Genomic DNA, 24752 nt, shown 5'->3' with positions numbered 1-24752 from the left:
CCGGGCCCCGGCTTCCTACCGTCTACGCCGGAAGAGTTAACAAACCTTACCGGGAGGTCGGGTGCAACCCCTGCGGCGCTGGTGGCACGACACCGCGGGCGGCCTCCCCGCCACGTTCTGGTACCTCTGGGCGGGCCTGCTGATCAACCGGGCCGGCGCGTTCGCCATGCTCTTCCTGCCGCTCTACCTGACGGAGGCGCGCGGGGCCAGCGCCGCCCTGGCCGGCACGGTGGTCGGGGCGTACGGGGCCGGCGGGGCGGGCGGCGTGCTGCTCGGCGGGGTGCTGGCCGACCGGTGGGGACGGCGGGCCACCCTGCTCGCCGCTCACCTGGCCACCGCCGGGCTGATGGTCGGGCTGGCCTTCAGCCGGCACCTGGCCGCCATCGCCGCGCTGGCCGCCCTGGTCGGGGTGGCGCACTCCATGCCCAGCCCGGCCTTCGTCGCCGCGATCGTCGACGTGGTGCCGGAGCACCGCCGCTCCCGCGCGTTCAACCTCCAGTTCTGGGCGTTCAACCTGGGTATGGCCGTGGCCTCGCTGCTGGCCGGGCTGCTCGCCGAGGCGAGCTTCCTGGCGCTGTTCCTGGTCGACGCGGCAGCCACCCTGACCGCCGCCGTGGTGATCGGCTGGAAGGTCCCGGAGACCCTCACCCGCGCCCGGTCCACACCGCTCGCGAGCGAACAGCGGACCGCCCGGACGGGAGGCGCCCGGGGGCCGCGCCGGCCCGGGCTGCACACCGCGCTCACCGACCGGACGTTCCTGGTCTTCGTCGGGCTCACCTTCGTGCTGGCCGTGCTCACCACGCAGACCTCGACGATCATGCCGCTGGCGATGCGCGCGGACGGGCTGGCGCCGTCGGCGTACGGGGCGGTGGTGGCGCTCGGCGGAGCCCTGATCGTGCTCGGGCAGCTCTTCGTGCCCCGGCTCATCGACCGGCACCGCAAGGACGTCGTCCTCGCCATGTCGACCGCGCTGCTCGCCCTCGGCTTCGGCGCCCTGGCCTTCGCCGGGACGCTGCCGGCGTATCTGGCCGCCGCGGTGGTCTGGACGGTCGGCTCGATGCTCGCCGCCCCGCCGAACGCGCAGATCAACGCCGACCTCGCCCCGCCCGAGCTGCGCGCCCGCTACCAGTCGGTGTTCTACCTGACCTTCCCTGCGGCGTCGTTCGTCGCGCCGGCCCTGGGCGGACTCAGCCTCCAGTACCTCGGCGACCGGCACTGGCTGATCGTCGGCGCGCTGGGTCTGCTGGCCGCCGTGGGCCACCTCCTGGCCGGCCCGCCCCGGGAACGCCGCGTCGCCGACCTGCGGCACGGGCAAGGACAGCACCTGGCCAGGACCACGGCTGGGGCCGGGGCCGGGGCCGGCGGCCCGGGTTGACCCGGCGGTGGGCGGTGCTCCGACTGTGGCCGGGGCCGGAAACGCGCAAAGCGCCCACCTCGACCCTGGGTCGTGGTGGGCGCTCGCATCGTGCCCGGCGGCGGCGGGCGACACTCACCCCCGTAAGCGTCGCCCGCTCGCGCCGCCGGTTCCCACGGATGGCACCGTCCCCCAACGGTGTGACCCATCCGTTCCCCTGCGCCTCGCCCGTGCACGGATCTGATCGATCCGCCGCTCCCCCGAACGTTTCCGAGCGTGGCGCGGTGCAATAAAGTTAGTTCGCCCAGATTGCGGATTCAACCCGGATCGGCTGTCTCGCCGGTCACAGCACCATCGTCCGGAACCGGGACCCGCACTCTCGGCCTCGCCTTGAGCCAACAGGGTCTACCCGCCGGGCATTCCCGCAAACCCTCAGGCGTCCTCCCGATCGGGCGACTCGGTGCGGAAGAAGTTGCTCTGCCGGCCGTCGCGCAACTGCTCCTGGTAGATGAGGTTCAGCCGGCGCACATCGAACGTGTGGAACCACTCGTCCCAGGTGATCTCGCGCACCCGGCTGCTCTCCCGGTAGCCCGGCAGGTTGAACGTCAGCACCCCCGCCCGGCCCTCCCGCTCGGTCCCGGCGATCGTGGCCGGCCGCGCGCCGCGCTCCCGCGCCCAGCGCTGGATCACGTCGTGGTCGGTGGTGACCAGGCTGCGCCCGGGGCGCTCCGGCCGGTCCTGGAGAGACGTGATGAGCTGCGAGGACCGCGCCGACCGGGACGTCGAACGCCCGGTCCGGGCGGCCTGCGGCGGCCGGTTCGCGGTGCCCCGGCCGGCCGGGGCCGGCGCCTGCCGCTGGTTGGTTCCCGTCCGGCGGGCCGCCGCCGGGGCGGCCGGCCGCTGGTTCGCGCCGGCCGTCCGGGCACCGGCGGGGGCCGCCCGCCGGGCGCCGGACGCCGCCGTCCCGCGCGTCGGGGCCGCCTTCCGGGCCGGGGCGGGAGCCGCTCTGGCCCGCGCCGGAGCCGCCTTCGCCCTGGCTCCCGTGGCCTTAGCCCGCGCCGGAGCCGCCTTCGCCCTGGTCCCCGTGGCCTTAGCCCGCGCCGGAGCCGCCTTCGCCCTGGTCCCCGTGGCCTTAGCCCGCGCCGGAGCCGCCTTCGCCCTGGCTCCCGTGGCCTTCGCCCGCGCCGGAGCCGCCTTCGCCCTGGCCGGGGCCGCCTTGCGCGTACCCCCGGTCGCCTTGCGCGCGCCGGCCACGGCCTTCGTGCCGCGGGCGCGGCCCGCCGGCCCGGCGCTGCCCCGCGCCGCGCCGCCGCGGCCCTCGGCGCGCAGCGTCCGGGCCAGGGCCTTCACCAGTTCCGGCTTGCGCAGGGCGGAGATCCCGGAGACGCCGCGGCGACGCAACTGGCCACGGATGTCGTCGGCCCTCATCCGGGAGATCTCCGACTCGGAGATCCCCGGGGTGCCCGGGGTCTGGTTGCCTGCCTGCCGTTTCGTCATGGTCGCAGTCCCGCCGCGACCTGAGCTGTTCCGCTGAGCCATCCGACGCTCACGCTCCTCGACAGTCCGTCCTCGGCGCACGGTCGGTCCCAGTGCCGCACCGCGCGGTGCGGCATACCCGTCAGGACGGCTCCGAACCTCCCGCCGGCACCTGCGCCGTCGACGACGGCTCGAAGAGGTGCGCGAACGCCGCCAGGTTGGCGGTCGACTCGCCACGCTTGACCCGCCACTCCCACTCCCGCCGGATGGCGGCGCCGAAGCCGATCTCCAGCATCGTGTCGAAGGACTCGTCGGCGTAGGTCAGCACCGCGCCGAGCAGCCGGTCCAGCTCGGCCTCGTCGAGCCCTCCGAGGTTGACCCGGCCGGTCAGGTAGACGTCGCCGGCCGCGTCGATGGAGAAGGACACCCCGTACATCCGGGCGTTGCGCTGCAACAGCCACGCCCACAGCTCCTCGCGCCGCTCGTCCGGCTGGCGCATCACGAACGCCTCGATCCGCAGCGCGTGCTCGCCGACGACGAGGTTGCAGACCGTCTTGAGCTTGTGGGTGCCGGGCAGGGTGACCGCGTACGACGCCTCGCCGGTGGACTCGGCGGCCAGCTCCCGCTCGGCGCACACCGACTCGATCAGGGCGGCGACCTCGCTCTTCGCACTGCTCATCCGCCCCACTCTACGGCCGCCCCGCCCGGCCCACGGCCGGCCGCCGCCTGCGGGAGGGGCGCCGGGGACCATGGCCGGGGCGCCCTGCCCCCGGCCTCACCAGGAGCAGGTGAGGGCGGGGTCGCCGGCGAGCTGGGCGGCCAGCCGGCCGCGGTGCTCGGCGATCGTCTCGCCGTACACCTTGAGCAGGTGGGCGACCGTACGGTCCCAGGAGAAGTCGCGGGCGTGCCGCTCGGCGCCCCGGCCCAGGGTGGCCCGGCGCACCCGGTCGGGCAGCAGGCGGGCCAGCGCACGGGCCCAGTCGACCGGGTCGTGGCCGTCGATCAGCACCCCGCTGGCCTGGTCCCGGACGGCGGTGACCAGGCCGCCCACGGCGGCGGCCAGCACCGGCGTGCCACACGCCTGGGCCTCCAGGGCGACCAGCCCGAACGACTCGTTGTACGACGGCACCGCGACCAGGTCGGCGGCCCGGTACACGGCCGGCAGGTCGTCACCCGTGCAGGGCGGCAGGAAGCGCACCCGGTCGGCGATCCCGAGCGAGCCGGCCAGTTCGATCAGCGCGGTCGGCCGGTCCAGCCCGCTGCCGCTGGGGCCGCCGACGATCACGACGGTCAGCTCGTCGGCGAGCAGCGGGTCGCGCTCACGCAGCGCGGCGGCGGCACGGATCAGCACGTCGGGGGCCTTCAACGGCTGGATCCGACCGACGAAGGCCACCACGTACCCCTCGGCGGGCAGCCCCAGCCGACGGCGGGCGGCGAGCGTCGCGGCGCGCCGGTCCCCGGCGGCGGGGCGGAACCGGTCCAGGTCGACGCCGGGCTCGACCACGGCGACCCGGGCCGGGTCGGCGGCGTACCGGTGAAGCAGGTCGCGGGCCTCGACCTCGGTGTTGGCGACCAGCCGGTCCGCCTCGGCGACCACCTGCTCCTCGCCGATCACCCGGGCCTTCGGCTCCGGCCGGTCCCCCACCGCGAGCTGGGCGTTCTTCACCTTGGCCAGGGTGTGCGCGGTGTGCACCAGCGGCACCCCCCAGCGCTCCTTGGCCAGCCAGCCGACCTGCCCGGAGAGCCAGTAGTGGGAGTGGATGAGGTCGTAGTGGCCCGGCGGGCGGGCCGCCTCGGCCCGCAGCACCCCGGCCGTGAACGCGCAGAGCTGGCCGGGCAGCTCCTCCTTGGTCAGCCCTTCGAGGGGGCCGGCGGTGACGTGCCGGACGTGCACGCCGGGGGCCATCTCCACCACCGGCGGCAGGTCGCCGGAGGTGGCCCGGGTGAAGATCTCCACCTCGACGCCGGCCTCGGCCAGCCGCCGGGCGACCTCCAGGATGTACACGTTCATCCCGCCGGCGTCGCCCGTACCGGGCTGGTGCAGGGGTGAGGTGTGCACCGACACGGTGGCGATCCGCCGGGGCCGGGACCACGGCCGGGTACCTCGCTGACGACCGACACCGGTGTGCAACTCCGCCACGTCCGCTCCCTCTGTCACGGTTGATGCCGTCCGCACGACCGGCGCTTCTCGGTCAACCTGCGCGCCGCGTGTCATCTTCCCCATCGGGCATCGGAAATGCGTCCCGGCGGCCCCCCGGCGTGACGGACCTCATCGGCGCCGCGCGCCCGCCCGCCGACACGGGGTCCGCCCGCCCGAGCGAGAATGGCCCGATGACCTCCGTCGCGATCGTCACCGGGGCGTCCAGCGGGATCGGCGCGGCCACCGCCCGCCGGCTGGCCACCGAGGGGTTCCACGTGCTCGCCGCCGCCCGGCGCACCGACCGGCTGGCCGAGCTGGTCGCCGGGATCGAGGCGGCCGGCGGGGCGGCCACCGCCGTGGCGTGCGACGTCACCTCGGCGGAGTCGGTCGCCGGGCTGGCCGAGGCCGCCGCCGCGGCCCCCGGCCCGGTCACCCTGCTGGTCAACAACGCCGGGGGCGCGCGCGGGCTGGACCCGGTGGAGTCCGGCTCGGTGGGTGACTGGCAGTGGATGTACGACGTGAACGTGCTCGGCACCCTGCGGGTCACCCAGGCGCTGCTGCCGGCGCTGGAGGCGTCCGGCGCCGGCACCATCGTGGTCGTCTCCTCCACCGCCGGCTTCGTCGTGTACGAGGGCGGCGGCGGCTACGCCGCCGCGAAGCACGCGCAGACGGCGATCGCCGGCACGCTGCGGCTGGAGCTGTGCGGCCGGCCGGTCCGGGTCGTCGAGATCGATCCGGGGATGGTGCGGACCGACGAGTTCGGGCTGGTCCGCTTCGGCGGCGACGCCGAGCAGGCGGCGGCGGTCTACGCGGGGGTGGCCGAGCCGCTGGTCGCCGAGGACGTCGCCGACTGCATCGCCTGGTGCGCGACCCGCCCGCCGCACGTGAACGTCGACCGGCTGGTGGTCCGCCCGCTGGCCCAGGCCGCCCAGCACAAGGTGCACCGGGCGAACCCGTGAGCCACCCGGAGTGATCCGGTCCCGCGGACGGAGGCGGCGCTGATGCGACCCCAGGGCGTGGTCACCCGGGGCACGACGAACCCCAACCGGCTGCGCCGGGTGGACAACTGGATCGTCGAGACCTGCGGCGACCGTCTCCGGGCGGCGCCGGACCCGCTGGTGGTCGACCTCGGCTACGGCGCCACCCCGGTCACCGCCGTGGAGCTGCGCGCCCGGCTCGCCGCCGGGATCCGCGCCGACGTGCGGGTGGTCGGGTTGGAGATCGATCCGGTACGCGTCGCCGCCGCCCAACCCGCCGCCGACCCGCCGGGGCTCACCTTCGCCCGGGGCGGGTTCGAGCTGGCCGGGCTGCGGCCCGCCCTGGTCCGGGCGTTCAACGTGCTGCGGCAGTACGACGAGGGGGAAATCGCCGACGCCTGGCGGACGGTCACCGACCGGCTGGCCCCGGGCGGGGCGCTGGTCGAGGGCACCTGCGACGAGCTGGGCCGGCTCGGCGGCTGGGTGCTGGTCGACGCCGCCGGCCCCCGCACGCTCACCCTGGCCGCCAGGCTCAGCACGCTGGGCAGCCCCGCCGAGCTGGCCGAGCGGCTGCCGAAGGCGCTGATCCACCGCAACGTGCCGGGCGAACGCATCCACGCCCTGCTGCGCGACCTGGACGACGCCTGGCGGGCCGCCGCCCCGTACGCCCCCTTCGGCCCCCGCCAGCGCTGGCTGCACACGATCGCGGCGACCCGCGCCTCGGGCTGGCCGATCGAGTACCGCCCGCGCCGCTGGCGCCTCGGCGAACTGACCGTCCCCTGGCCCACCGTCACCCCCACCTGACACCCCACCCCACGCCCCCACGCCCCACCCCACCCGTCGATCATGGACTTGAGGTGGGCGAAAGGGGTGCTTTGCGAACTTCGCGCACCCCCACGACTCCATGATCGCGGGTGGGTGGGTGGGTGGGTGGGGTTAGAGGGTGCAGTTGATGAGGACCGGTTCGGGGTGGAGGGTCACCGTGAAGCGGGCGTGGACGCCGTCGCGGATGTCGCGGGCCAGGGCGATCAGGGCCGCCGTGCTGGCGGTGCCGGCGCGGTTGGTCAGGGCGAGGGTGTGCTTGCCGGAGATGGCCACCCCCTCCGGGCCGGGGTGGCCCTTGGCGAAGCCGGCGCGGTCGATCAGCCAGGCCGCGCTGACCTTGACGGTGCCGCCGGCCCCCGGCCAGTGCGGCGGCTCACCGAGGTCGGCGGCGCGCTCGCGGAGCAGCTCGTAGCCCTCCCGGTCCAGCACCGGGTTGGTGAAGAACGAGCCCACCGACCACGTGTCCGGGTCAGCGGCGTCGAGCACCATGCCCTTGCCGGCCCGCAGTCGCAGCACGGTCGCCCGCGCGTCGGCCAGCGCCACCCGGTCGCCGACCTCGACGCCGAGCGTCCGGGCCAGTTCGGCGTAGCGGACCGGGCCGGACAGCGGGGACCGGGCGAGCCGGAAGTCGACCGAGAGCACCACCCAGCGCTCGCTGTACTTGAAGATGCTCGACCGGTACGCGAAGCCGCAGTCGGCCGCCTCGACCCGGCCCACGGTGTCGTCGGTGCGGTCGTACACCTGGACGCCGGTGATCGTCTCGGCCACCTCCTGGCCGTACGCGCCGACGTTCTGGATCGGGGTGGCCCCGGCGGACCCCGGGATGCCGGACAGGCACTCCAGCCCGGACCAGCCGTTGGCCACGGTCGCGGCGACCAGGTCGTCCCACGGTTCGCCGGCCTCCACTCGTACCGTGACGGTGTCGGCGTCCTCGGCGACGACCCGCAGCCCCCGGGAGCGCACCAGCACGACCGTGCCGGGGAATCCGGCGTCGCCGATCACCACGTTGCTGCCCCCGGCGAGGATCAGCACCTGATCGTCCCGCAGGCGCGCCTGCTGCACCTTTTGTACGATCTCCTCAGCGCTGGCAGCGGTCTCGACCCGCCCCGCCGCGCCACCGAGTCGCAGGGTGGTGTAACTCGCCAACGACGACGGGTCGGCGGCGTGGGTCTCGGTGGCCGGCTGGGCACTAACGTCTGACACGCCTTTCACCCTAGGCTGAGGGGAAGCCGCGGCACCCACTGGTGGCCCGGTCGCCCGGGAGGATCCTGATGAGCAGACTGCACGGCACGAAGGACTTCTGGATCGGCGCGCTCCGGGCGGAGGGGCCCGCGTTCGCCGCCGCCGTCGCGGAAGCGCCTCCCGAGACACCCGTGCTCTCCTGCCCGGGCTGGACGATCAACGAGCTGACCCTGCACCTCGGCGACGTCTACCGCTGGGTGCACATCGTCGTCACCTCCGGCGGCACCGCCCGCCCGGAGCGCCCCGAGCCGGGCGAACTGCCCGCCGGGATGACGCCGTTCCAGTTCTGGCAGCACGGGTACGACCGGCTGATGACGGCCTTCGACGGGCTGGACCCGGAGGCGCCCGCGTGGAACTGGGCACCGCAGCCGAAGAAGGCGGGATTCTGGCCCCGCCGGATGGCCCACGAGACCGCGGTGCACCGGTGGGACGCCCAGCTCGCCATCGCCGCCGGCGAGCCGATCGAGGCCAAGCTCGCGGCCGATGGGGTGAGCGAGGTGCTGGACACCTGGCTGCCCGCCGGCAAGCGGACGGCGACCGGCCAGTGGCACGGGGTCGTGCACCTCTCCGCGTCCGACGCCGGCCAGGACTGGTACCTGCGGCTGCGTGGCGGGGGCGTCGCGCTGCTGGACACCGCCACCATCCTCGACCACGACGAGCACCACGCCCGGGCCGAGGTCACCGGGACGGCCAGCGACCTGCTGCTGGCCCTGATGGGCCGGGTCAGCTTCGACACCCTCGGCGTGGCCGGGGACCGGGCACTCCTCGACGGCCTCCGCACCGGCTGACGCGCGGGCACCCCCCCCTTTACTGGCGCGCACTTTCACGGAAAGAGTGGCCTTCCCGCCCCGGGAGGCCACTCTTTCCGTGTTTGAGGCGGGTGGGCGGGGCGGGGTGGGCGCGGGCGGGGTGGGGCCGGGGGTGCGCTGAGAGCGCTCTCTTGACATCCGGTGCGACAGAGACCACCCTCTTGTGAGAGCGCTCTCTCATATCCGGTCGAGGCCGCCCCGTTCCCTGGTTCGCGGCTCGCCTGCCGGCAGGTCCACCCGTCCCACCACCCGCACGACCTGAGAGGGGTCCGAGAACAGATGGGTGTCTTCCCCCGCCGCCGCCTCGCGGCCATGGCCCTCGTCGCGGCCACCGCACTGCTCACCACCGCCGGCTGCGGCGGGAACGAGCCCGCCGAGGGCGGGCCGGTCACGCTGACCGTCGACGTCTTCGGCCAGATGGGCTACGAGGAGCTCTACCAGGAATACATGGCCGCCCACCCCGACGTGAAGATCGTCGAGCGCGGCACCGGCGGCAACCTCGACGAGTACTCGCCGAAGCTCACCCAGTGGCTCGCCGCCGGCAAGGGCGCCGGCGACGTGGTCGCCATCGAGGAGGGCCTGCTGGTCGAGTACAAGGCGAACCCACAGAACTTCGTCAACCTGCTGGACCACGGCGCGGCCGATCTCAAGGGCAACTTCCTGGACTGGAAGTGGAACCAGGGGCTGACCGCCGACGGCAAGCAGCTCATCGGTCTCGGCACCGACGTCGGCGGCATGGCGATGTGCTACCGCAAGGACCTCTTCGCCAAGGCCGGCCTGCCCACCGGGCGGGACGAGGTGTCCAAGCTCTGGCCCACCTGGCAGGACTACGTCGCCACCGGCGAGAAGTTCAAGGCCGCCAACACCGGGGCGTCGTTCCTCGACGCGGCGACCAACATCTTCAACACGATCGTGCTCCAGACCGCCGGCAACGCGCAGGGCTACCACTACTACGACACCGGCAACAACCTCGTGGTGGACAGCAACCCGGCCGTCAAGCAGGCCTGGGACACCACGATGGACATCATCGACTCGGGCCTGTCCGGCAAGTACGGCTCCTGGTCGGAGGAGTGGGTGTCGGCGTTCAAGCAGGCCAAGTTCGCCACCATCGCCTGCCCGGCCTGGATGACCGGCGTCATCGAGGGCAACGCCGGGCCGGCCGCCAAGGGCAAGTGGGACATCGCCCAGGTCCCCGGCAACGGCGGCAACTGGGGCGGGTCGTTCCTCGCCGTGCCGAAGCAGAGCAAGCACCAGGCCGAGGCGATCGAGCTGGCCAAGTTCCTGACCAGCGCCAAGGGCCAGATCGGGGCGTTCAAGGCCAAGGGCCCGCTGCCCTCGAACCCGCAGGCGCTGGACGACCCGGCGGTGGCCGACTCGAAGAGCGCGTACTTCTCCGACGCCCCGGTCGGCAAGATCTTCGCGGCCGGCGCCAAGAGCCTCAAGCCGGTCTACATGGGCCCGAAGAACCAGGCCGTGCGCACCGAGGTGGAGAACGCCGTCCGCACGGTCGAGCTCGGCCAGCGCAACCCGGGACAGGGCTGGACCGACGCGGTGGACAACGCCAAGAAGGCCGCCGCCAAGTAGGCCCTACCCAGGCGTGCGGGCGGGGCTCCGGGGCCCCGCCCGCGCCGTGGAAAGGAGTGACCGGGCCATGAGCGTCCAGCTCGACGCCCGGCCGCCGGCGACACCGGCGGCCCGGCGCACCGCCCGCCCAGGGAGGGCGTTCCGGCTCAGCCGGCTCGACGAGAAGTACTCCCCCTACCTCTACATCGCCCCGTTCTTCCTGCTGTTCGGCGTGTTCGGGGCGTACCCGCTGGCGTACACCTTCTGGGTCTCGCTGCACGACTGGGACCTGCTCGGCGCCGAGCACCCGTTCGTCGGGGCGGAGAACTACTCCCGGCTGCTGGCCGACGCCGACTTCTGGCACTCGGTGGTCAACACCCTCGGCATCTTCGTCATCTCCACCGTGCCGCAGCTGCTCGCCGCGCTCTGGCTGGCCAGCCTGCTCAACCGGCGGCTCCGGGCCCGGACCACCTGGCGGATGGCGGTGCTGGTCCCGAACGTCACCTCGACCGCCGCCGTGGCGATCGTCTTCGGGGTGCTGTTCGGCCGGCAGTTCGGCATGATCAACTGGCTGCTCGACCTGGTCGGCGTCGGCGCGATCGACTGGAAGGCGAACCGGTTCGCCTCCTGGGTGGCCATCTCCGCGATGGTCGACTGGCGGTGGACCGGCTACAACGCGCTGATCTTCCTGGCCGCCATGCAGGCCATCCCCCGGGACCTGTACGAGTCGTCGGCGATCGACGGGGCCAGCCGGACCCGGCAGTTCTGGTCGATCACCGTGCCGCTGCTCAAGCCCACGATCATCTTCGCGGTGATCGTCTCCACCATCGGCGGCCTCCAGCTCTTCACCGAGCCCCGGCTGTTCCACTCCGGCACCAATCCGATCCGGGGCGGACCCCTGCGCGAGTCGCAGACGATGACCATGTACATGTTCGAGAACGCCTTCGCGCCGCACTACAACTTCGGCTACGGCTCGGCGGTCGCCTGGCTGCTGTTCGCCCTGATCGCGATCGTCGCCGCGATCAACGTGGTGGTCCTGCGCCGGCTCGGCGGGACCGACCGGCCGGCGAGGGCCCGCCGGGTCCGGAAGGAGCGTTCCCGATGAACCGCCTCTGGTCCGCGAGCCGGCTCACCTACGCCGCGCTGGCCGCCTCCGCCCTTCTGTCGATCTTCCCGATCTACTGGATGTTCGTGGTGGCGAGCCGGTCCAGCGACGCGATGGGCCAGGTGCCGCCGCCGGTCACCCCCGGCGGCAACCTCGGTGCCAACATCGCCCGGCTCTTCTCGAACACCGACGCGTACTTCCTCACCGGCCTGATCAACTCGGCGATCGTGGCCGTCACGGTCACCGTCTCGGTGGTCTTCTTCTCCACCCTGGCCGGGTTCGCCTTCGCCAAGCTGCGGTTCCGGGGCCGCAACGCGCTGCTAATGGTGATCATCGCGACGATGATGGTCCCCACCCAGCTCGGGGTGATCCCGCTGTACCTGCTGATGACGAAGCTGAACTGGAACGACCGGCTGCCGGCGGTGATCGTCCCGGCGCTGGTAACCGGGTTCGGGGTGTTCATGATGCGCCAGTACGCCGGGCAGGCCGTCAGCACCGAGCTGATCGAGGCCGCCCGGATGGACGGCTGCGGCACCGCGCGGGTCTACTGGAACGTGGTGCTGCCCGCGCTGCGTCCGGCCGCCGCCGTCCTCGGCCTGCTGACGTTCATGACCACCTGGAACGACTTCCTCTGGCCCTACGCTGTCCTCAACGACCCGGAGAACCCGACCGTGCAGCTCTCGCTGCGGGCGCTGTCCGACGGGTACTACCAGGACATGTCGCAGGTCTTCACCGGCACGGCCATCGCGACCCTGCCCCTGTTGCTGGTCTTCGTCCTGTTCGGCCGCCAGATCATCGGCGGGATCATGGAAGGTGCGGTCAAGGCGTGAGGGCGAGGAGTGAGCCGATCCTGCGAGCCCCGCAGTCGCGAACGAAAGAGGTCGAAGCGTGAGCGCGAGGAGTGAGCCGATCCTGCGAGCCCCGCAGTCGCGAACGAAAGAGGTCGAAGCGTGAGCGCGAGGAGTGAGCCGATCCTGCGAGCCCCGCAGTCGCGAACGAAAGAGGTCGAAGCGTGAGCGAGCTCCGATTCCCCGAGAACTTCATCTGGGGCGCGGCCACCGCGGCGTACCAGATCGAGGGTGCGGCCCGCGACGACGGTCGCGGCGCGTCCATCTGGGACACCTTCAGCCGTACGCCGGGCAGGGTCTTCGCCGGGCACACCGGCGACGTCGCCTGCGACCACTACCACCGGTACGCCGACGACGTGGCCCTGATGGCGGAGCTGGGGCTGGGGGCGTACCGGTTCTCGGTCGCCTGGCCACGCGTCCAGCCCGACGGCACCGGCCCGGTGAACCCGCGCGGCCTGGACTTCTACGACCGGCTGACCGACGCGCTGCTCGACCAGGGCATCGACCCGATCGTCACGCTCTACCACTGGGATCTGCCGCAGGCCCTTGAGGACCGGGGCGGCTGGACCAGCCGGGAGACGGCCGAACACTTCGCCACGTACGCGGCGGCGGTGTACGGCCGGCTCGGCGACCGGATCCGCACCTGGACCACGCTCAACGAGCCGTGGTGCTCGGCCTACCTCGGTTACGGCAACGGGGTGCACGCCCCCGGCGTCCGGGACCCGGGGGCGGCCTTCGCCGCCGTACACCACCTGCTGCTCGCGCACGGCCTCGCGGACCGGGCGCTGCGGGCGGCCGGCGCGGAGGTCGTCGGAATCACCCTGAACCCGGTCGACGTGCAGCCGGCCGACCCGGACAGCGCGGCGGACGCCGCCGCGGTCCGACTGGTCGACGGGTTGCAGAACCGGATCTTCCTGGACCCGCTGACCGGCGCCGGGTACCCGGCCGACGTGCTGGAGCACGTCTCCCGGATGGTCGAGCCGACGTTCATCCGGGACGGGGACGAGAAGCTGATCGCCGTCCCGACCGACCTGCTCGGGATCAACTACTACGCGCCGACCTACGTGGCGGGCCGGCCGGACGGCAGCGGAGGCGGGGCGTACCCGGGCACCGAGGGGGCGGTGGAGTTCCTGCCGCCGACCGGGCCGCTGAGCGACATGGGCTGGGCGATCGAGCCGGCCGGGCTGACCCGGCTGCTGGAGCGGCTCGCCGCCGACTACCCGGGCCTGCCGCTGATGATCACCGAGAACGGCGGGGCGTTCCCGGACCGGACCACCGAGGAGACGCCGGGCGCGGCTGGGCCGGCCGGGGCCGCCCGGGTGGCCGACGCCGACCGGATCGCCTACCTCGACGGGCACCTGCGGGCCGCGCACGAGGCCATCGGCCGGGGAGTGGACCTGCGCGGCTATCTCGTATGGTCGTTGTTGGACAACTTCGAGTGGGCCGAGGGGTACCGCAAGCGGTTCGGGATCGTCCACGTCGACTACCTGACCCAGCGGCGCACACCGAAGGCCAGCGCCCGGTGGTACCAGGAGGTGATCTCCCGGAACGGGCTGTGACGAGGCGGTGAGTACGGGGATGACGACGGCCCAGCGGCCGACCCTGGAGGCGGTGGCCCGGCGGGCCGGCGTGTCCCGGGCGACTGTCTCGCGGGTGGTGAACGGTTCCACGACCGTCGCCGAGCCGATCCAGGAGGCGGTCCGCCGCGCCGTGGCCGAGCTGGGGTACGTGCCGAATCTGGCCGCCCGCAGCCTGGTCACCCAGCGGACCGACTCGGTCGCCCTGGTCCTGCCCGAGGAGGCGACCAGGGTGTTCTCCGACGACCAGGTGTTCCCGAGCATCATCCGGGGGGTCGCGCAGGAGCTGGAGGCGGCCGACAAACAGCTCGTGCTGATGCTGGCGGGCTCGCCGGCCGGGCACGCCCGGGTGGAGCGGTACACCACCGGACGGCACGTCGACGGAGTGGTCTTCGCCTCGCTGCACGGCGCCGACCCGCTGCCGGCGAAGCTGGCCCAGCTCGGCATCCCGGTGGTGTGCAGCGGCCGGCTGCTCGGCGACGTCGGGGTGCCGTACGTCGACGTCGACCACGTCGGCGGGGTGACCCGGGCGGTGCGGCACCTGCTCGACTCGGGGCGGCGGCGGATCGCCACCATCGCCGGGCCGCAGGACATGTTCGCCGGGGTGGAGCGGCTCACCGGGTACCGGAAGGCGGTCGCCGCAGCCGGCCTGCCCGAACTGGTGGCGTTCGGCGACTTCACCCGCGAGTCGGGGGCGGCGGCGATGCGCCAGCTCCTGGACGCCCACCCCGACCTGGACGCGGTCTTCGCCGCGTCGGACCTGATGGCGCACGCCGCCATGCGGACGCTCCGCGAGGCGGGGCGGCGGGTGCCCGCCGACGTCGCGATGATCGGGTTCGACGACATCGAGACCGCCGCGTACACCGACCCGCCGCTGACCACGGTGCGGCAGCCGATACTGGAGCTGGGCCGGGAGGCGACCCGCCAGCTGCTGCGGATCACGGCCGGCGAGGACGTCGAGCCGGCCCTCGTCCTCCCCACCGAGCTGGTCGTCCGCGCCTCCGGCTGAGGGACGGAGCAGGGGCGCCGCGCCCAGGCAGTGGCGCGGCTGCCCGCTCGCCCCTCGGCCGCGCCGGCGGGACGCGGTCGGGCGGTAATGGCCTGGCGGCCCGGCGGGCGGGGCACTAGCGTCGCGCGGATGAGCGATCACGTGGCGCTGGTGCGCGTACCCGAACTGTCGGACGTCGCCGAGTACGCGTACGCGGCTACCGTCGACCCGCCGGCCCGGCTGGTCTTCACCGCCGGGGCCTGCCCCCTGGACGCCGAGGGGCGCACGGTCGCGCCCGGCGACCCGGCGGCGCAGGCCCGGCAGGTGATGGCCAACCTGGAGGCCGCGCTCGCCGCCGCCGGGGCCCGGCTCGCCGACGTCGTCAAGACCACGGTGTACGTCGCGTCGCCCCGGCAGGCCGACCTGGTGGCCGCGTGGGAGGTGGTCCGGGACGCGTTCGGCGATCACGACCCGCCGAGCACCCTGCTCGGGGTGGCCGTGCTCGGCTATTCCGACCAGCTCGTCGAGGTGGAGGCGGTCGCCGCCGTCCGGGACCGGACCCGGTGACGGTCCTCGGCGCCCGGCCCGGCGCGGGGCCGGCCTACGCGAGCTGCCCTGACGACCCGCGCGCCGCGCAGACCCCGGCGAGCAGGTAGCGGTCGGCGTCCCCGGCGATCGTCGCCGTCCCGCCGACCAGCGTCCAGCCGGCCGGGAGGCGGAGCCAGGCCACGCTGACCCCGTGGTCGGCGCCGATCGCGCCGCCCTCGGCGGGTACGGCCGGGGCGACCCGTCCCTGGCCCGGTGCGGCGAACCGGGGCGTCACCGCGACGAACCGGGCGAGGGCGGCGCTGGTCGGCAGGCTGAACACCCAGACGTCCTCGTCGGGGTACGGCCCGCCGCCCAGCTCGGCCACGCAGGCGGAGTCGCGGCCGGCGGGGCCGCGCCCGGCCGCGTCGGACGGCGCGTCGCCGGAGTTCAGCAGGACCGTGGTGCGGGGGCCGGTCAGGGGCGACGCGGGCGGCCCGCCCGACGGGGGCCGGGCGGTGCCCGCCTCGCGCCTGGCCGCGCCCGGGGCCAGGCCCGCGACCCCGAGCACCGTCATGCAGGCCGTGGTCACCACGACCGCGAGCCGGAGCCGGTCAGCTTCCACGCGACGCACCCCTGACGCTTTCGTCCCTTTTGCGGCTTTACCGGTCAGGGTACGTTCTCCGGGCCCTCCCTGCCCGGAGACGCGGCGACTAGATCTCCATGTCAGCGCTCCCCTACGGGCCGGGGCGGCGCGCCGGCGGGCTGGTCGAACGGGTCGGACAGCCCGCCGGGCCGGCGCGGCTCCGCCACGCTCTGGCCGAGGGAGCGGCGGGCGAGCAGGGTGGCGCCCGCCACCGCAGCCGGCATGATCAGCACCGCGCCGAGCGGGATCAGGAAGCAGACGAAGACGGCCACCCCGAAGCCGAGTGCGGTGGGCCGGTCGGCCTTCAGCAGGGCCCGGCGGTCCGGCAGCCGCATGCCGCGCCGGTAGAACGGCGCCCCGGTCAGCTCCAGGGCGAGGAACCAGCCGCCGACCGCCGCCCCGATCACCGGCACGACGGTCTGGCCGACCACCGGGATGAACCCGGCCGCGAAGAGCGGGATGCCGACCAGCACGGAGATCGCGACCAGTCGCAGCGAGTCCACGACGCTGCGACGCAGCGATCCCCAGAACGGCACCTCCACCGCGCCGGGCGTCCCCCCGTACCGCTCCTCCACCCGCTCGGAGATCTTCTCGTAGAACGGGTCGCCGATGACCAGGGTGACCGCGGTGAAGGTGAGCACCCCGAGCAGCCCGCCGAGCCCGAGGAAGGCCAGGCCGGCGATCACCCGGACCAGGTTGCGGGCGGTGGTCGACCAGTCGTCGGCGAACGGCGTGACCAGCGCCGCCAGGTCGTCCACGAAGTAGACCAGGGTGGCGAACGCTCCCACGAACAGCGCCCCGGAGAGCAGCGCCGGGACGATGCCGAGCAGCATCAGGCCGGGGCTGCGGACGTAGAGGCCGATACCGCGCAGGAGCAGTCCGACCCCGGAGAAGAACCGACCGACGGCGCCGGTCACCGGCGCGGTGATGCTGCTGGGTACGTTCACGACCGCTGAGCCTAACGGCGACCGGCCCGCTCGGCCCGCCGTCCCGTCCCGACACAATGGGTGGGTGCGGGCCTCGCGGTTGATCTCGTTGGTGCTGTTGCTCCAGTCCCGGGGGACGATGACGGCCGCCGAGCTGGCCCGGGAGCTGGAGGTCTCCGAGCGGACCGTGTACCGGGACGTGCTGGCGCTCTCCGCCGCCGGGGTGCCGGTCTACGCCAACCGGGGGCGGGCCGGCGGCTACCGGCTGCTCGGCGGGTACCGGACCCGGTTGACCGGGCTGACCCGGGACGAGGCGGAGGCGCTCTTCCTGGCCGGGCTGCCCGGGCCGGCCGGGGACCTGGGGCTGGCCGACGCGGTCGCGTCCGCCGAGCTGAAGGTGCTGGCCGCGCTGCCGCCCGCGCTGCGCGACGCGCCGGCCCGCATCGGGCAGCGGTTCCACCTCGACGTGCCCGGCTGGTTCCGGGACGCGACGCCGCCGCCGTGGCTGGCCGAGCTGGCCCGGGCCGTCTGGCGGGACCGGGTCGTCGAGCTGCGCTACCGGCGCGGCGAGCGGGAGGTCGTCCGACGGGTGGAGCCGTACGGGCTGGTGCTCAAGAGCGGGGTCTGGTACCTGGTCGCCCGGGTCGGCGACGCCACCCGGACGTACCGGGTGGACCGGGTGGTCGACGTGCTGGCGGGCGAGGAGCCGTTCGACCGGGACCAGGGCTTCGACCTGGGTGGCCACTGGCAGGACCAGGCCGAGGCGTTCCTGCGGAGCATGCAGCGGGCCGAGGTCGGCGTCCGGCTCAGCCCCGCCGGCCTGCGCGCACTCCGCCGGGCCCCGGAGGCCCCCTTCGGGTACGCCGAGGCGACCCGCGCCGCCGGCGAGCCCGACGGGCGGGGCTGGGTGGTCACCCGGCTGCCCGTCGAGTCCGTCGAGGTGGCGTACGAGCTGCTGCTGCGGCTCGGGCCGGAGGTGGAGGTGCTCGACCCGCCCGAGCTGCGGGAGCGGGTGGCCGGGGCCGCCGCCCGGCTCGCCGCGCTGTACGGCGGGCCGGGCGGCGGGGCGCAGTGACCGGGGCGACCGGCGGGAGGGTCGGGACGGTCAGCGGTAGTCGGCGACGTCGCCCGGCTTGCCGCCGTCCACCACCTCGCTGATGTAGCGGAAGCCGTCCGGTTGGCTGCCGTCGAGGTCGGTGAAGCCGTACACCCGGGCCAGCTCGCCGCTGGACACGGACTTCCCGTTCCAGCGGGCCCGCCCGGAGTCGGCGGCCAGCGCGGCCACCGCCCGCCCGACGTACGCCGGGGTCTCCGAGATGAGGAAGTGCGGGTCCTTCGCCGCGCCGTCGCGCCAGTTCTCCTCGGTCACTCCGAAGTGCTCCAGCATGAACTCGGACCGGATCCAACCGGGGGTGAGCGCGACCGCCGTGCAGTCGTGCGGCCCCAGCTCGTGCGCCTGGGTGAAGGCGAGCCGGTTGACGCAGGTCTTGGCCAGGTCGTAGAAGACCGACAGCCGGTAGTGGGCGTCGTTGTACTCCCGGGTCCCGTCGCCGATCTCCACCACCAGTCCGCCGGGGCGGCGGATCAGCAGCGGTAGGGCGAAGTGACTGGTGACGATGTGGGTGTCGACCGCCAGCCGCAGGGTGCGGAAGCCGGGCTCCAGCGGCTGCTCCCAGACCGGCTTCTCCCAGGTGACCAGGTGGTCGGCGCCCCAGATGTCGTTGACCAGCACGTCGAGCCGGCCCTGCTCGGCGTCGATCCGGGCCACCAGGTCGCGGACCTGGTCCGGGACGAGATGGTCGACCCGGACGGCGATGCCGGTGCCGCCGGCCGCGGTGACCAGCTCCGCGGTCTCCTCGATGGTCTCCGGCCGGTCCAGCTCCGAGCGCCCAGCGCGGCTGCTGCGGCCGGTGGCGTACACCGTGGCCCCGGCGGCGCCGAGCTGCACCGCGATCTGCCGGCCGGCGCCCCGCGTCGCCCCGGCGACGAGCGCGATCTTCCCTGACAGGGGTTTCGTCGTCATGCGCTCGACCCTGACAGCGATACCTGACAGCCGAAGTCCGGTTTCGCGAACGGGTGTCCTGCGGCATGCTCGGCGGCATGCACCTGCTGCTCTCCGGCATCGTCGGCTCGGTCGCGTACGGGCTGGCCGGGCCCGGATCCGACGTCGACCGGATCGGGGTGTACGCCGCGCCGACGGTCGCCTTCCACGGGCTGCGCCCACCCCGCGAGTCGATGGTCACCACCGACCCGGACGTCACCCTGCACGAGGCCGGCAAGTACGCCCGGCTGGCGCTGACCGGCAACCCGACCGCCACCGAGCTGATGTGGCTGCCGGACGACTACTACGAGACGCGCACGGAGCTGGGCGACCGGCTGGTCGCCATCCGCTCGGCGTTCCTGAGCGCGCCCCGGGTCCGCGACGCCTACCTGGGGTACGCCACCCAGCAGTTCCGCAAGCTGGCCTCACGGAGCGACGGGACGTTCTCGGCCGACACCCGGCGGCGGACGGCCAAGCACGCCCGGCACCTGGCCCGGCTGCTGCACCAGGGCCGGCTGCTGCACGCCACCGGCGTCCTGGAGATCCGGCTGGCCGACCCGGAGTGGTTCCGGGCGTTCGGCGAGCGGGTTGCCGGCGGCGAGCTGGACGAGGCGCGGGCCCTGCTGGCCGCGACGGAGCGGGACTTCGACACCACCCGCACCCCGCTGCCCGACCGGCCGGACGAGGCCGTGGTCGAGCGCTGGCTGCTCGACGTGCGGGCCGCCCACCTGCCGCCGGAGCTGTCCGGCCGCTGACCGCCGCCCCCGGCCGCCCCGACGGGCCCGGCGGGCCGGATCGGTCGCCACGGTCGATGACGAGTCACCAGCCCAGCGCCATGATCGTCCGCACCCGCGGCTGCTCGTTCCGGTCGCGCTCAGTCCGCCAGCCGGACCCGTACTACCCGTTGAGGAAGGTCGAGATCCGCTCCCGCAGGTCGGCGCGTTCCGACCAGAGCACGCCGGGGCGGTCGTACACGTGCAGAGTGGCCCGGGGCAGGGCGGCGGCGAGCTGCTCGGCGACCTCGACCGGGTGCAGGTCGTCGCCCGCGCAGGCGAGCACCAGGGCGGGGGCGTCCACCGCCGCCAGCTCCGCCCGGTCGTCGAGCGGAACCTGGTCGGGCAGCGCGGCCAGACCCGCCGCGAGGCCGTCGCGCAGGAGCTGGTCCAACCGCTGTCGCAGGTACGCCCACCCGGCCGGGGTGTTGCGCACGGCCGGCGGCAGCTCCACCACGACCGCGTCGGCGACTGCCGAGGCGTCGCCGCTCTCCACCGCGTCGAGCAGGTCGGTGATCCGGTCCTGGGCCACCGGACCCCGGGGCCGGTCGAGCGCCGCCGGGAGGAAGAAGACCAGCCGCTCGAAGCGCTCCGGGCTCTCGGCGACCAGCCGGCAGAGCGCGCCCGCGCCGAGGCTGGCCCCGAACGCCCGGGTGGCCCCGCCGAGGTCGGCGACGGCCCGCAGGTCGCGGGCGAGGTCCAGGTAGCTCCACGGGCCGGGCGGCGCGTCGGAGCGGCCGTGCCCGCGGAACTGGAAGAAGACCTTCCGACCGGTGACGCCGCTGCCGAACGGGCGGGTGGTGGCGATGCCGTTGCCCAGCCCGTGCGCGAACACGGTGACCGGGTCGCCGACGCCGGTGACCAACTGTTCGAGCCGGACCCCGTGCGGGGTGGTGACCAGGTCGGTCTCCGGCTCGGGCAGGGCGGGCCGGCCGGTGCGCGGGGCGCCGGGGCCCGGGCCCCAGGTCCGTGGCCCGCCGTCCGGCGGCGGTGGCCAGCGGAACCCTCTCACCAGGACGATCCCCGGCCGTCGTGCAGGTCGCGCAGCCCGGCCCGGACGTCGAGCAGGTAGATCAGGGCGGCGGCGACGCCGATCAGGCCGAAGATGTTGAGCACGTTGTTGGTCAGCAGGGTGAGCACCAGGCAGACCGCGAGGATGGCGATCCACCCGCCCTTGGGCAGGGTGCCGATCGCGGCGAAGCCCTCGCCGCGCTGGGTGATCGCGTGCACCAGTGCCACCCCCTCGATGACGAGGGCGAACACCAGCAGCAGCATGGTGATCCAGTACTGGACCTGGAAGGCGAAGATCGGCGCGGCGTTGGCCATGCCGGCAAGCTTATGCCGACGACCCCGGATCCGTCCGTCAGGACGCATCCGGGGTCGTGCCGCACGGTGCGGGCGGGGTGGGCTACTCGGCGGCCGGGCGGGGGCGCCGGGTGGCCTTCGGCAGCTTGGCCGACGGGGTGTCGGTGCTGGTCTGCTGGGCCGTCTTGCCGGTCGCCTTGGCCGCGGTCGCCCTGGTGGCCCGGGTCCGCGGGGTCTTCGCGGCGGCCGACTTGGCCTGCACGACCTCGGCCACGTCGGCCGGGGTCGGGACCTCGGTCCGCGCCTCCGCCGGGGTCGGGGCCTCGGTCCGCGCCTCCGCCGGGGCCTCGGTCCGCGCCTCCGCCGGGGCCTCGGTGCCCGCCGGGGCGGGCGTCGGGGTGGCCGCCGGGGTCGCGGTCAGCTCCGCCTCGGTCGCCTCGATGTCGGCGTCGACCGTGTCGGCGGCCTCCAGCACCCCGGCGCCGACCACCCGCTCGCCCCGGGCGACCAGTTCGGCGTACGCGGCCAGGGCCCGCACCTGGGCGGCCTGCGCACCGGCGACGACGACGGCGGCGTTGCGGGTGGCCAGCTCGCGGATCCGGTCGAGATCGGCGGCCTCACGCAGCCGGTTCAGGTCGGCGGCCTCGCGCAGCCGGTTGACGTCGGCGGCCTCACGCAGCCGGTTCAGCTCGGCCTGGACGCCCTTGTCCCGCAGGTCGGCGGCGGTCTGGTTGGCGCTGCGCAGCGTCTCGGTGGCCTTCTGGCGCAGCTCGAAGCCGGTCACGACGGCCTTGCCGCCGAGGTCGGCGACGACCTTGCCGCCCAGTTCGGTGACGACGGCCGGCAGCTTGCGCAGTTGTTCGAGCGCCAGGTCGCCGGCGCCGGCGGCGGCGTAGAGCGGGGCCGGGATGCGGTTGGTCTTCGGCTGGGTCATGACTTCTCCTCCTCGACCGCGGCGGCGGTCCTGTCCTCGTCGACCGCTGCGGCGGTCTTCTCGGCCGCCTGCTGGGCGGCCTTCCTCGTGGGGCTGCTGCTGGGCGGGGCGGGCGCCGGGCCCGCCTCGGTGACGGCGACCGACTCCAGGACCGCCTCGGTCGGAGTGCCGCCCGGCGTGGTGGGCCCGGTCGCGGCCGGGGTCACCGTGGCGGGGGCCTGCGGCGCGCCGGCCGGTGCCGACGCGGCCGGCACCGTCATCCCGGCCGGGGAGCCGGTGGGTTCGCCGCCCGGGGCGCCGGCAGCGCCGGAGGCGGGGGCCGTGGGCTCGGCGGCGGCGCCCGACGCTGCGGCGTCGGCGGCGGCCGTCGCCTCGGCGAGCCGGGCGTTCTCCCGGCGGAACGTCTCGTAGATCTGGGTGAGGGACTGCTTCTGCGCCATGGTCAGGTCGGGATCGACCGCGATGGCGGCGAGCACACCCTGCCCCTCCCTGTCGTCGAGCAGGCCGGCCCGCAGGTACATCGCGGGGGTGGAGACCCGCAACGCGCTGGCGAGCTGCTGGAGCACCTCCGCGCTGGGCCTGCGCAGGCCCCGCTCGATCTGGCTGAGGTACGGGTTGCTCACGCCCGCCTGCTCGGCGAGCTGCCGCAACGAGATCTTGGCGTTGCGGCGCAGGTCACGGATGAACCCGCCGACGTCGGGTAGGTCCTTGGGGCTGGCCATGGCCCCACGCTAACCGGCTCCGCTAGCTCCTGCAAGCAAAATGCTAACCAGAGTTAGCGAGGTCTCAGAACCGGTTGCGTGCCGCCTGTCCGGTCCGTACCTTTTCCCGTCGTGACGAAGATCGAGATCAACGGCGCGAACCTCGCATACGACGACACCGGCAGCGGAACCCCCGTCGTGCTGCTGCACGCCGGAATCGCCGACCGGCGGATGTGGCGGGAACAGGTGCCCGCCCTGGCCACCCGGCACCGGGTGATCACCGTGGACCTGCGCGGCTACGGCGACTCCGAACTTCCCCCCGGCCCGTTCGCCCACCACGACGACGTCGTCGGGCTGCTGGACGCGCTGGACCTGCCCCAGGCCGCGCTGGTGGGCTGTTCGTTCGGCGGAGCGGTGGCGACCGACACCGCCCTGGCGCACCCGGGACGGGTCCGCGCGCTCGCCCTACTCGGCACGGCGATCGGCGGCAACGAGTGGTCCGAGGAGGCCAACGACCTCTGGGACGGCCTCGTCGGCGAGACCGACCCCGAGGACTTCGCGGCCGGCGCGGCCGGTGAGGTGCGGTTCTGGGTGGTCGGCCCGGGCCGCCGTCCGGAGGACGTCGACCCGGCACTGGTCCGGTTCGCGGAGGAGATGGACCGCCGGGCGCTCGCCGCCGAGCTGGCGCTGAGCGCCGTGGACGTGGCCGAACTCGACCCGCCCGCGATCGAGCGGCTCGGCGAGCTGCGCGTACCGGTGCTGGTGGCCGCCGGAGCGGCCGACGTGCCGGACATCCGCCGGCTCGCCGACCGGATCGCCGCCGAGGTGCCCGGCGCGGTCCGGCTGCCGGACGTCCCGGACGCCGGCCACCTGCTCCCGCTGGAGCGCCCGGACGCCGTCAACCCCGCCCTGCTCGACTTCCTGAGGTGAGCCTCGACCTCCTGGAGTGAGCTGGACCTATTCGGGTGAGGAAGGGGTCCCGCGCCGACGCCGGCGAGGGTCCCCTTCCCGCCCGGTCACCAGAGCGGGCGGACCGCTCCGACCGGGAGGCCGCCGCCGAGCAGCGGCAGCTCGGCGTACTCGTCGAGGACCGGCGCCCGGGCGCCCAGCCGGCGCAGCGCGGAGACCAGGACCGGCATCCGGGCCCGCGTCGCCCCGTCGTCGATCTTCACGGCGACCGCGCCGACGCCCGGCAGCGCGGCGGCGATCACCCCCTCCGCTCCGATCTTGGCGAGCGTGCCGGGCAGGCCGCGCATCAGCCGGCTGTCCTCGGCCCAGGTGCCGCCCACGACCTCCGGGTACGCCCGCATGGCGTCCGCGACCGTCCGCTCCGCCGAGCCGGGCTCGCCGGTTACCAGCCGCAGGAACGCCCGGGCCAGCCCGGTCAGCGAGACGGCGAGCACCGGGGCCCCGCAGCCGTCCACCCCGACGGCCGCCACCCGCTCACCGGTGAACTCCTCGACGGCCGCCCGCAGCCGCTGCTGCAACGGGTGTTCCGGCCGCCAGTAGCCCTCCCGGGACCAGCCGGCGGCCAGGCAGGTGAGCACCATGCCGGTGTGCTTGCCGGAGCAGTTCATCCGGGCCCGGGTGGGCCCGTCGCCGGCCCGCAGCACGGCCTCCCGGGCCAGCTCGCCGAGCGGCAGGTCGGGCGGGCAGTCGAGGGCGGACTCGTCCAGCCCGGCGGCGGCCAGCAGCGCGCCCACCCGGGCCACGTGGAAGTCCTCCCCCGCGTGGCTGGCCGACACCAGCGCCACGTCGGCCGGGTCGCTCAGCGCCAGCCCGGCGCGGAGCATCCCGATCGCCTGCATCGGCTTGCTCGCCGAGCGGGGGAAGATCGGGGAGGTGACGTCCCCGGCACCGGCCACCGGCGCGCCGGCCGCGTCGAGCACCGCCACCGAGCCGTGGTGCAGCCCCTCCACGAAGCCCGAGCGGACCACCTCGGCGAGCGGCACGCCGCCCTCGTACGTCGTTCTCACGACGTGGACGGTACCGACGGG

At 74.5% G+C, this 24752-nt stretch carries 25 protein-coding genes; 13 read left to right on the top strand and 12 right to left on the bottom strand.

Going from position 1 to position 24752, the window contains the following annotated elements; genetic code table 11:
• The first annotated feature begins 61 nt into the window (after positions 1-61).
• Entirely contained in the window at positions 62-1375 is a 1314-nt protein-coding gene (locus OOK41_RS05800; RefSeq protein ID WP_266263220.1) for an MFS transporter, read from the top strand.
• Between the two features lie 411 nt (positions 1376-1786).
• Here OOK41_RS05800 and OOK41_RS05795 read toward each other — a convergent pair whose 3' ends face one another.
• The 3 genes from OOK41_RS05795 to mshA form a co-directional block, all read right to left on the bottom strand.
• Positions 1787-2851: a hypothetical protein gene (locus tag OOK41_RS05795; protein ID WP_266263219.1), complete on the bottom strand. Its 1065-nt coding sequence runs from the start codon at positions 2849-2851 to the stop codon at positions 1787-1789.
• Positions 2852-2972: 121 nt separating this feature from the next.
• Positions 2973-3509 carry a YbjN domain-containing protein gene (locus tag OOK41_RS05790; RefSeq protein WP_266263218.1) on the bottom strand — a complete coding sequence of 179 codons (537 nt, stop codon included), beginning with the start codon at positions 3507-3509 and terminating at the stop codon, positions 2973-2975.
• 96 nt (positions 3510-3605) lie between these two features.
• A complete protein-coding gene (gene mshA, locus OOK41_RS05785; RefSeq protein WP_266267737.1) occupies positions 3606-5045 on the bottom strand; it encodes a D-inositol-3-phosphate glycosyltransferase in 1440 nt (479 codons plus the stop codon).
• 116 nt (positions 5046-5161) lie between these two features.
• Here mshA and OOK41_RS05780 point away from each other — a divergent pair, with 116 nt between their 5' ends.
• A complete protein-coding gene (locus OOK41_RS05780) occupies positions 5162-5929 on the top strand; it encodes an SDR family NAD(P)-dependent oxidoreductase (protein WP_266263217.1) in 768 nt (255 codons plus the stop codon).
• 42 nt (positions 5930-5971) lie between these two features.
• A complete protein-coding gene (locus OOK41_RS05775; RefSeq protein WP_266263216.1) occupies positions 5972-6751 on the top strand; it encodes a class I SAM-dependent methyltransferase in 780 nt (259 codons plus the stop codon).
• Positions 6752-6883: 132 nt separating this feature from the next.
• On the opposite strand, the gene OOK41_RS05770 is transcribed toward OOK41_RS05775, so the two are convergent.
• A complete protein-coding gene (locus tag OOK41_RS05770) occupies positions 6884-7975 on the bottom strand; it encodes a UDP-N-acetylmuramate dehydrogenase (RefSeq protein WP_117664931.1) in 1092 nt (363 codons plus the stop codon).
• A 68-nt stretch (positions 7976-8043) separates the two neighbouring features.
• Between OOK41_RS05770 and OOK41_RS05765 the strand changes: the two genes are divergently transcribed.
• The 7 genes from OOK41_RS05765 (at position 8044) to OOK41_RS05735 (ending at position 15471) form a co-directional block, all read left to right on the top strand.
• The gene (locus tag OOK41_RS05765) at positions 8044-8802 is read left to right on the top strand and encodes a maleylpyruvate isomerase family mycothiol-dependent enzyme (protein WP_117664930.1); all 759 of its coding nucleotides are present in this window, start codon (positions 8044-8046) and stop codon (positions 8800-8802) included.
• 300 nt (positions 8803-9102) lie between these two features.
• Positions 9103-10407, top strand: coding sequence for an extracellular solute-binding protein (locus OOK41_RS05760; protein WP_266263215.1), 1305 nt, complete (start codon positions 9103-9105; stop codon positions 10405-10407).
• 67 nt (positions 10408-10474) lie between these two features.
• Entirely contained in the window at positions 10475-11491 is a 1017-nt protein-coding gene (locus OOK41_RS05755) for a carbohydrate ABC transporter permease (RefSeq protein ID WP_266263214.1), read from the top strand.
• Positions 11488-12321, top strand: a complete 834-nt coding sequence (locus OOK41_RS05750) for a carbohydrate ABC transporter permease (RefSeq protein WP_266263213.1) — start codon at positions 11488-11490, stop codon at positions 12319-12321. Before OOK41_RS05755 ends, OOK41_RS05750 begins: the two co-directional genes overlap by 4 nt.
• A 182-nt stretch (positions 12322-12503) precedes the next feature.
• The gene (locus OOK41_RS05745) at positions 12504-13898 is read left to right on the top strand and encodes a GH1 family beta-glucosidase (protein ID WP_266263212.1); all 1395 of its coding nucleotides are present in this window, start codon (positions 12504-12506) and stop codon (positions 13896-13898) included.
• 19 nt (positions 13899-13917) lie between these two features.
• Positions 13918-14925, top strand: a complete 1008-nt coding sequence (locus tag OOK41_RS05740; RefSeq protein ID WP_117664925.1) for a LacI family DNA-binding transcriptional regulator — start codon at positions 13918-13920, stop codon at positions 14923-14925.
• Between the two features lie 129 nt (positions 14926-15054).
• On the top strand, positions 15055-15471 hold the full coding sequence (locus OOK41_RS05735; protein ID WP_266263211.1) for a RidA family protein: 417 nt from the start codon (positions 15055-15057) through the stop codon (positions 15469-15471).
• 34 nt (positions 15472-15505) lie between these two features.
• Here OOK41_RS05735 and OOK41_RS05730 read toward each other — a convergent pair whose 3' ends face one another.
• Entirely contained in the window at positions 15506-16054 is a 549-nt protein-coding gene (locus tag OOK41_RS05730) for a hypothetical protein (protein WP_266263210.1), read from the bottom strand.
• 101 nt (positions 16055-16155) lie between these two features.
• Positions 16156-17022 (bottom strand): EI24 domain-containing protein, encoded by an 867-nt coding sequence (locus tag OOK41_RS05725; protein ID WP_266263209.1) that lies wholly within the window; start codon positions 17020-17022, stop codon positions 16156-16158.
• A gap of 64 nt (positions 17023-17086) precedes the next feature.
• Here OOK41_RS05725 and OOK41_RS05720 point away from each other — a divergent pair, with 64 nt between their 5' ends.
• The gene (locus tag OOK41_RS05720; RefSeq protein WP_266263208.1) at positions 17087-18076 is read left to right on the top strand and encodes a YafY family protein; all 990 of its coding nucleotides are present in this window, start codon (positions 17087-17089) and stop codon (positions 18074-18076) included.
• 30 nt (positions 18077-18106) lie between these two features.
• On the opposite strand, the gene OOK41_RS05715 is transcribed toward OOK41_RS05720, so the two are convergent.
• The gene (locus OOK41_RS05715; RefSeq protein ID WP_117664921.1) at positions 18107-19024 is read right to left on the bottom strand and encodes an SDR family oxidoreductase; all 918 of its coding nucleotides are present in this window, start codon (positions 19022-19024) and stop codon (positions 18107-18109) included.
• Between the two features lie 77 nt (positions 19025-19101).
• On the opposite strand from OOK41_RS05715, the gene OOK41_RS05710 reads away from it, so the two are divergent.
• Positions 19102-19797, top strand: coding sequence for a nucleotidyltransferase domain-containing protein (locus OOK41_RS05710; RefSeq protein ID WP_266267736.1), 696 nt, complete (start codon positions 19102-19104; stop codon positions 19795-19797).
• Positions 19798-19939: 142 nt separating this feature from the next.
• On the opposite strand, the gene OOK41_RS05705 is transcribed toward OOK41_RS05710, so the two are convergent.
• From OOK41_RS05705 to OOK41_RS05690, 4 genes are all read right to left on the bottom strand, one after another.
• Positions 19940-20827 carry an alpha/beta fold hydrolase gene (locus tag OOK41_RS05705; protein WP_266263207.1) on the bottom strand — a complete coding sequence of 296 codons (888 nt, stop codon included), beginning with the start codon at positions 20825-20827 and terminating at the stop codon, positions 19940-19942.
• On the bottom strand, positions 20824-21141 hold the full coding sequence (locus OOK41_RS05700; protein ID WP_117664919.1) for a DUF2516 family protein: 318 nt from the start codon (positions 21139-21141) through the stop codon (positions 20824-20826). Before OOK41_RS05700 ends, OOK41_RS05705 begins: the two co-directional genes overlap by 4 nt.
• A gap of 82 nt (positions 21142-21223) precedes the next feature.
• On the bottom strand, positions 21224-22054 hold the full coding sequence (locus OOK41_RS05695; protein WP_266263206.1) for a hypothetical protein: 831 nt from the start codon (positions 22052-22054) through the stop codon (positions 21224-21226).
• Complete coding sequence (locus tag OOK41_RS05690; RefSeq protein ID WP_266263205.1) at positions 22051-22776, bottom strand: helix-turn-helix domain-containing protein; 726 nt, start codon at positions 22774-22776, stop codon at positions 22051-22053. The genes OOK41_RS05695 and OOK41_RS05690 overlap by 4 nt, the downstream gene beginning before the upstream one ends.
• Before the next feature lie 111 nt (positions 22777-22887).
• On the opposite strand from OOK41_RS05690, the gene OOK41_RS05685 reads away from it, so the two are divergent.
• On the top strand, positions 22888-23685 hold the full coding sequence (locus OOK41_RS05685) for an alpha/beta fold hydrolase (protein ID WP_266263204.1): 798 nt from the start codon (positions 22888-22890) through the stop codon (positions 23683-23685).
• Positions 23686-23771: 86 nt separating this feature from the next.
• On the opposite strand, the gene OOK41_RS05680 is transcribed toward OOK41_RS05685, so the two are convergent.
• Entirely contained in the window at positions 23772-24731 is a 960-nt protein-coding gene (locus tag OOK41_RS05680; protein ID WP_266263203.1) for an asparaginase, read from the bottom strand.
• Positions 24732-24752 lie beyond the last annotated feature (21 nt).

Origin of the sequence: Micromonospora sp. NBC_01655 (genome assembly GCF_026339755.1) — a bacterium.
Classification (GTDB): Bacteria; Actinomycetota; Actinomycetes; order Mycobacteriales; family Micromonosporaceae; genus Micromonospora.
Note: the sequence above shows the minus strand (reverse complement) of the source record. Positions and strands in the feature narration are given on the sequence as shown.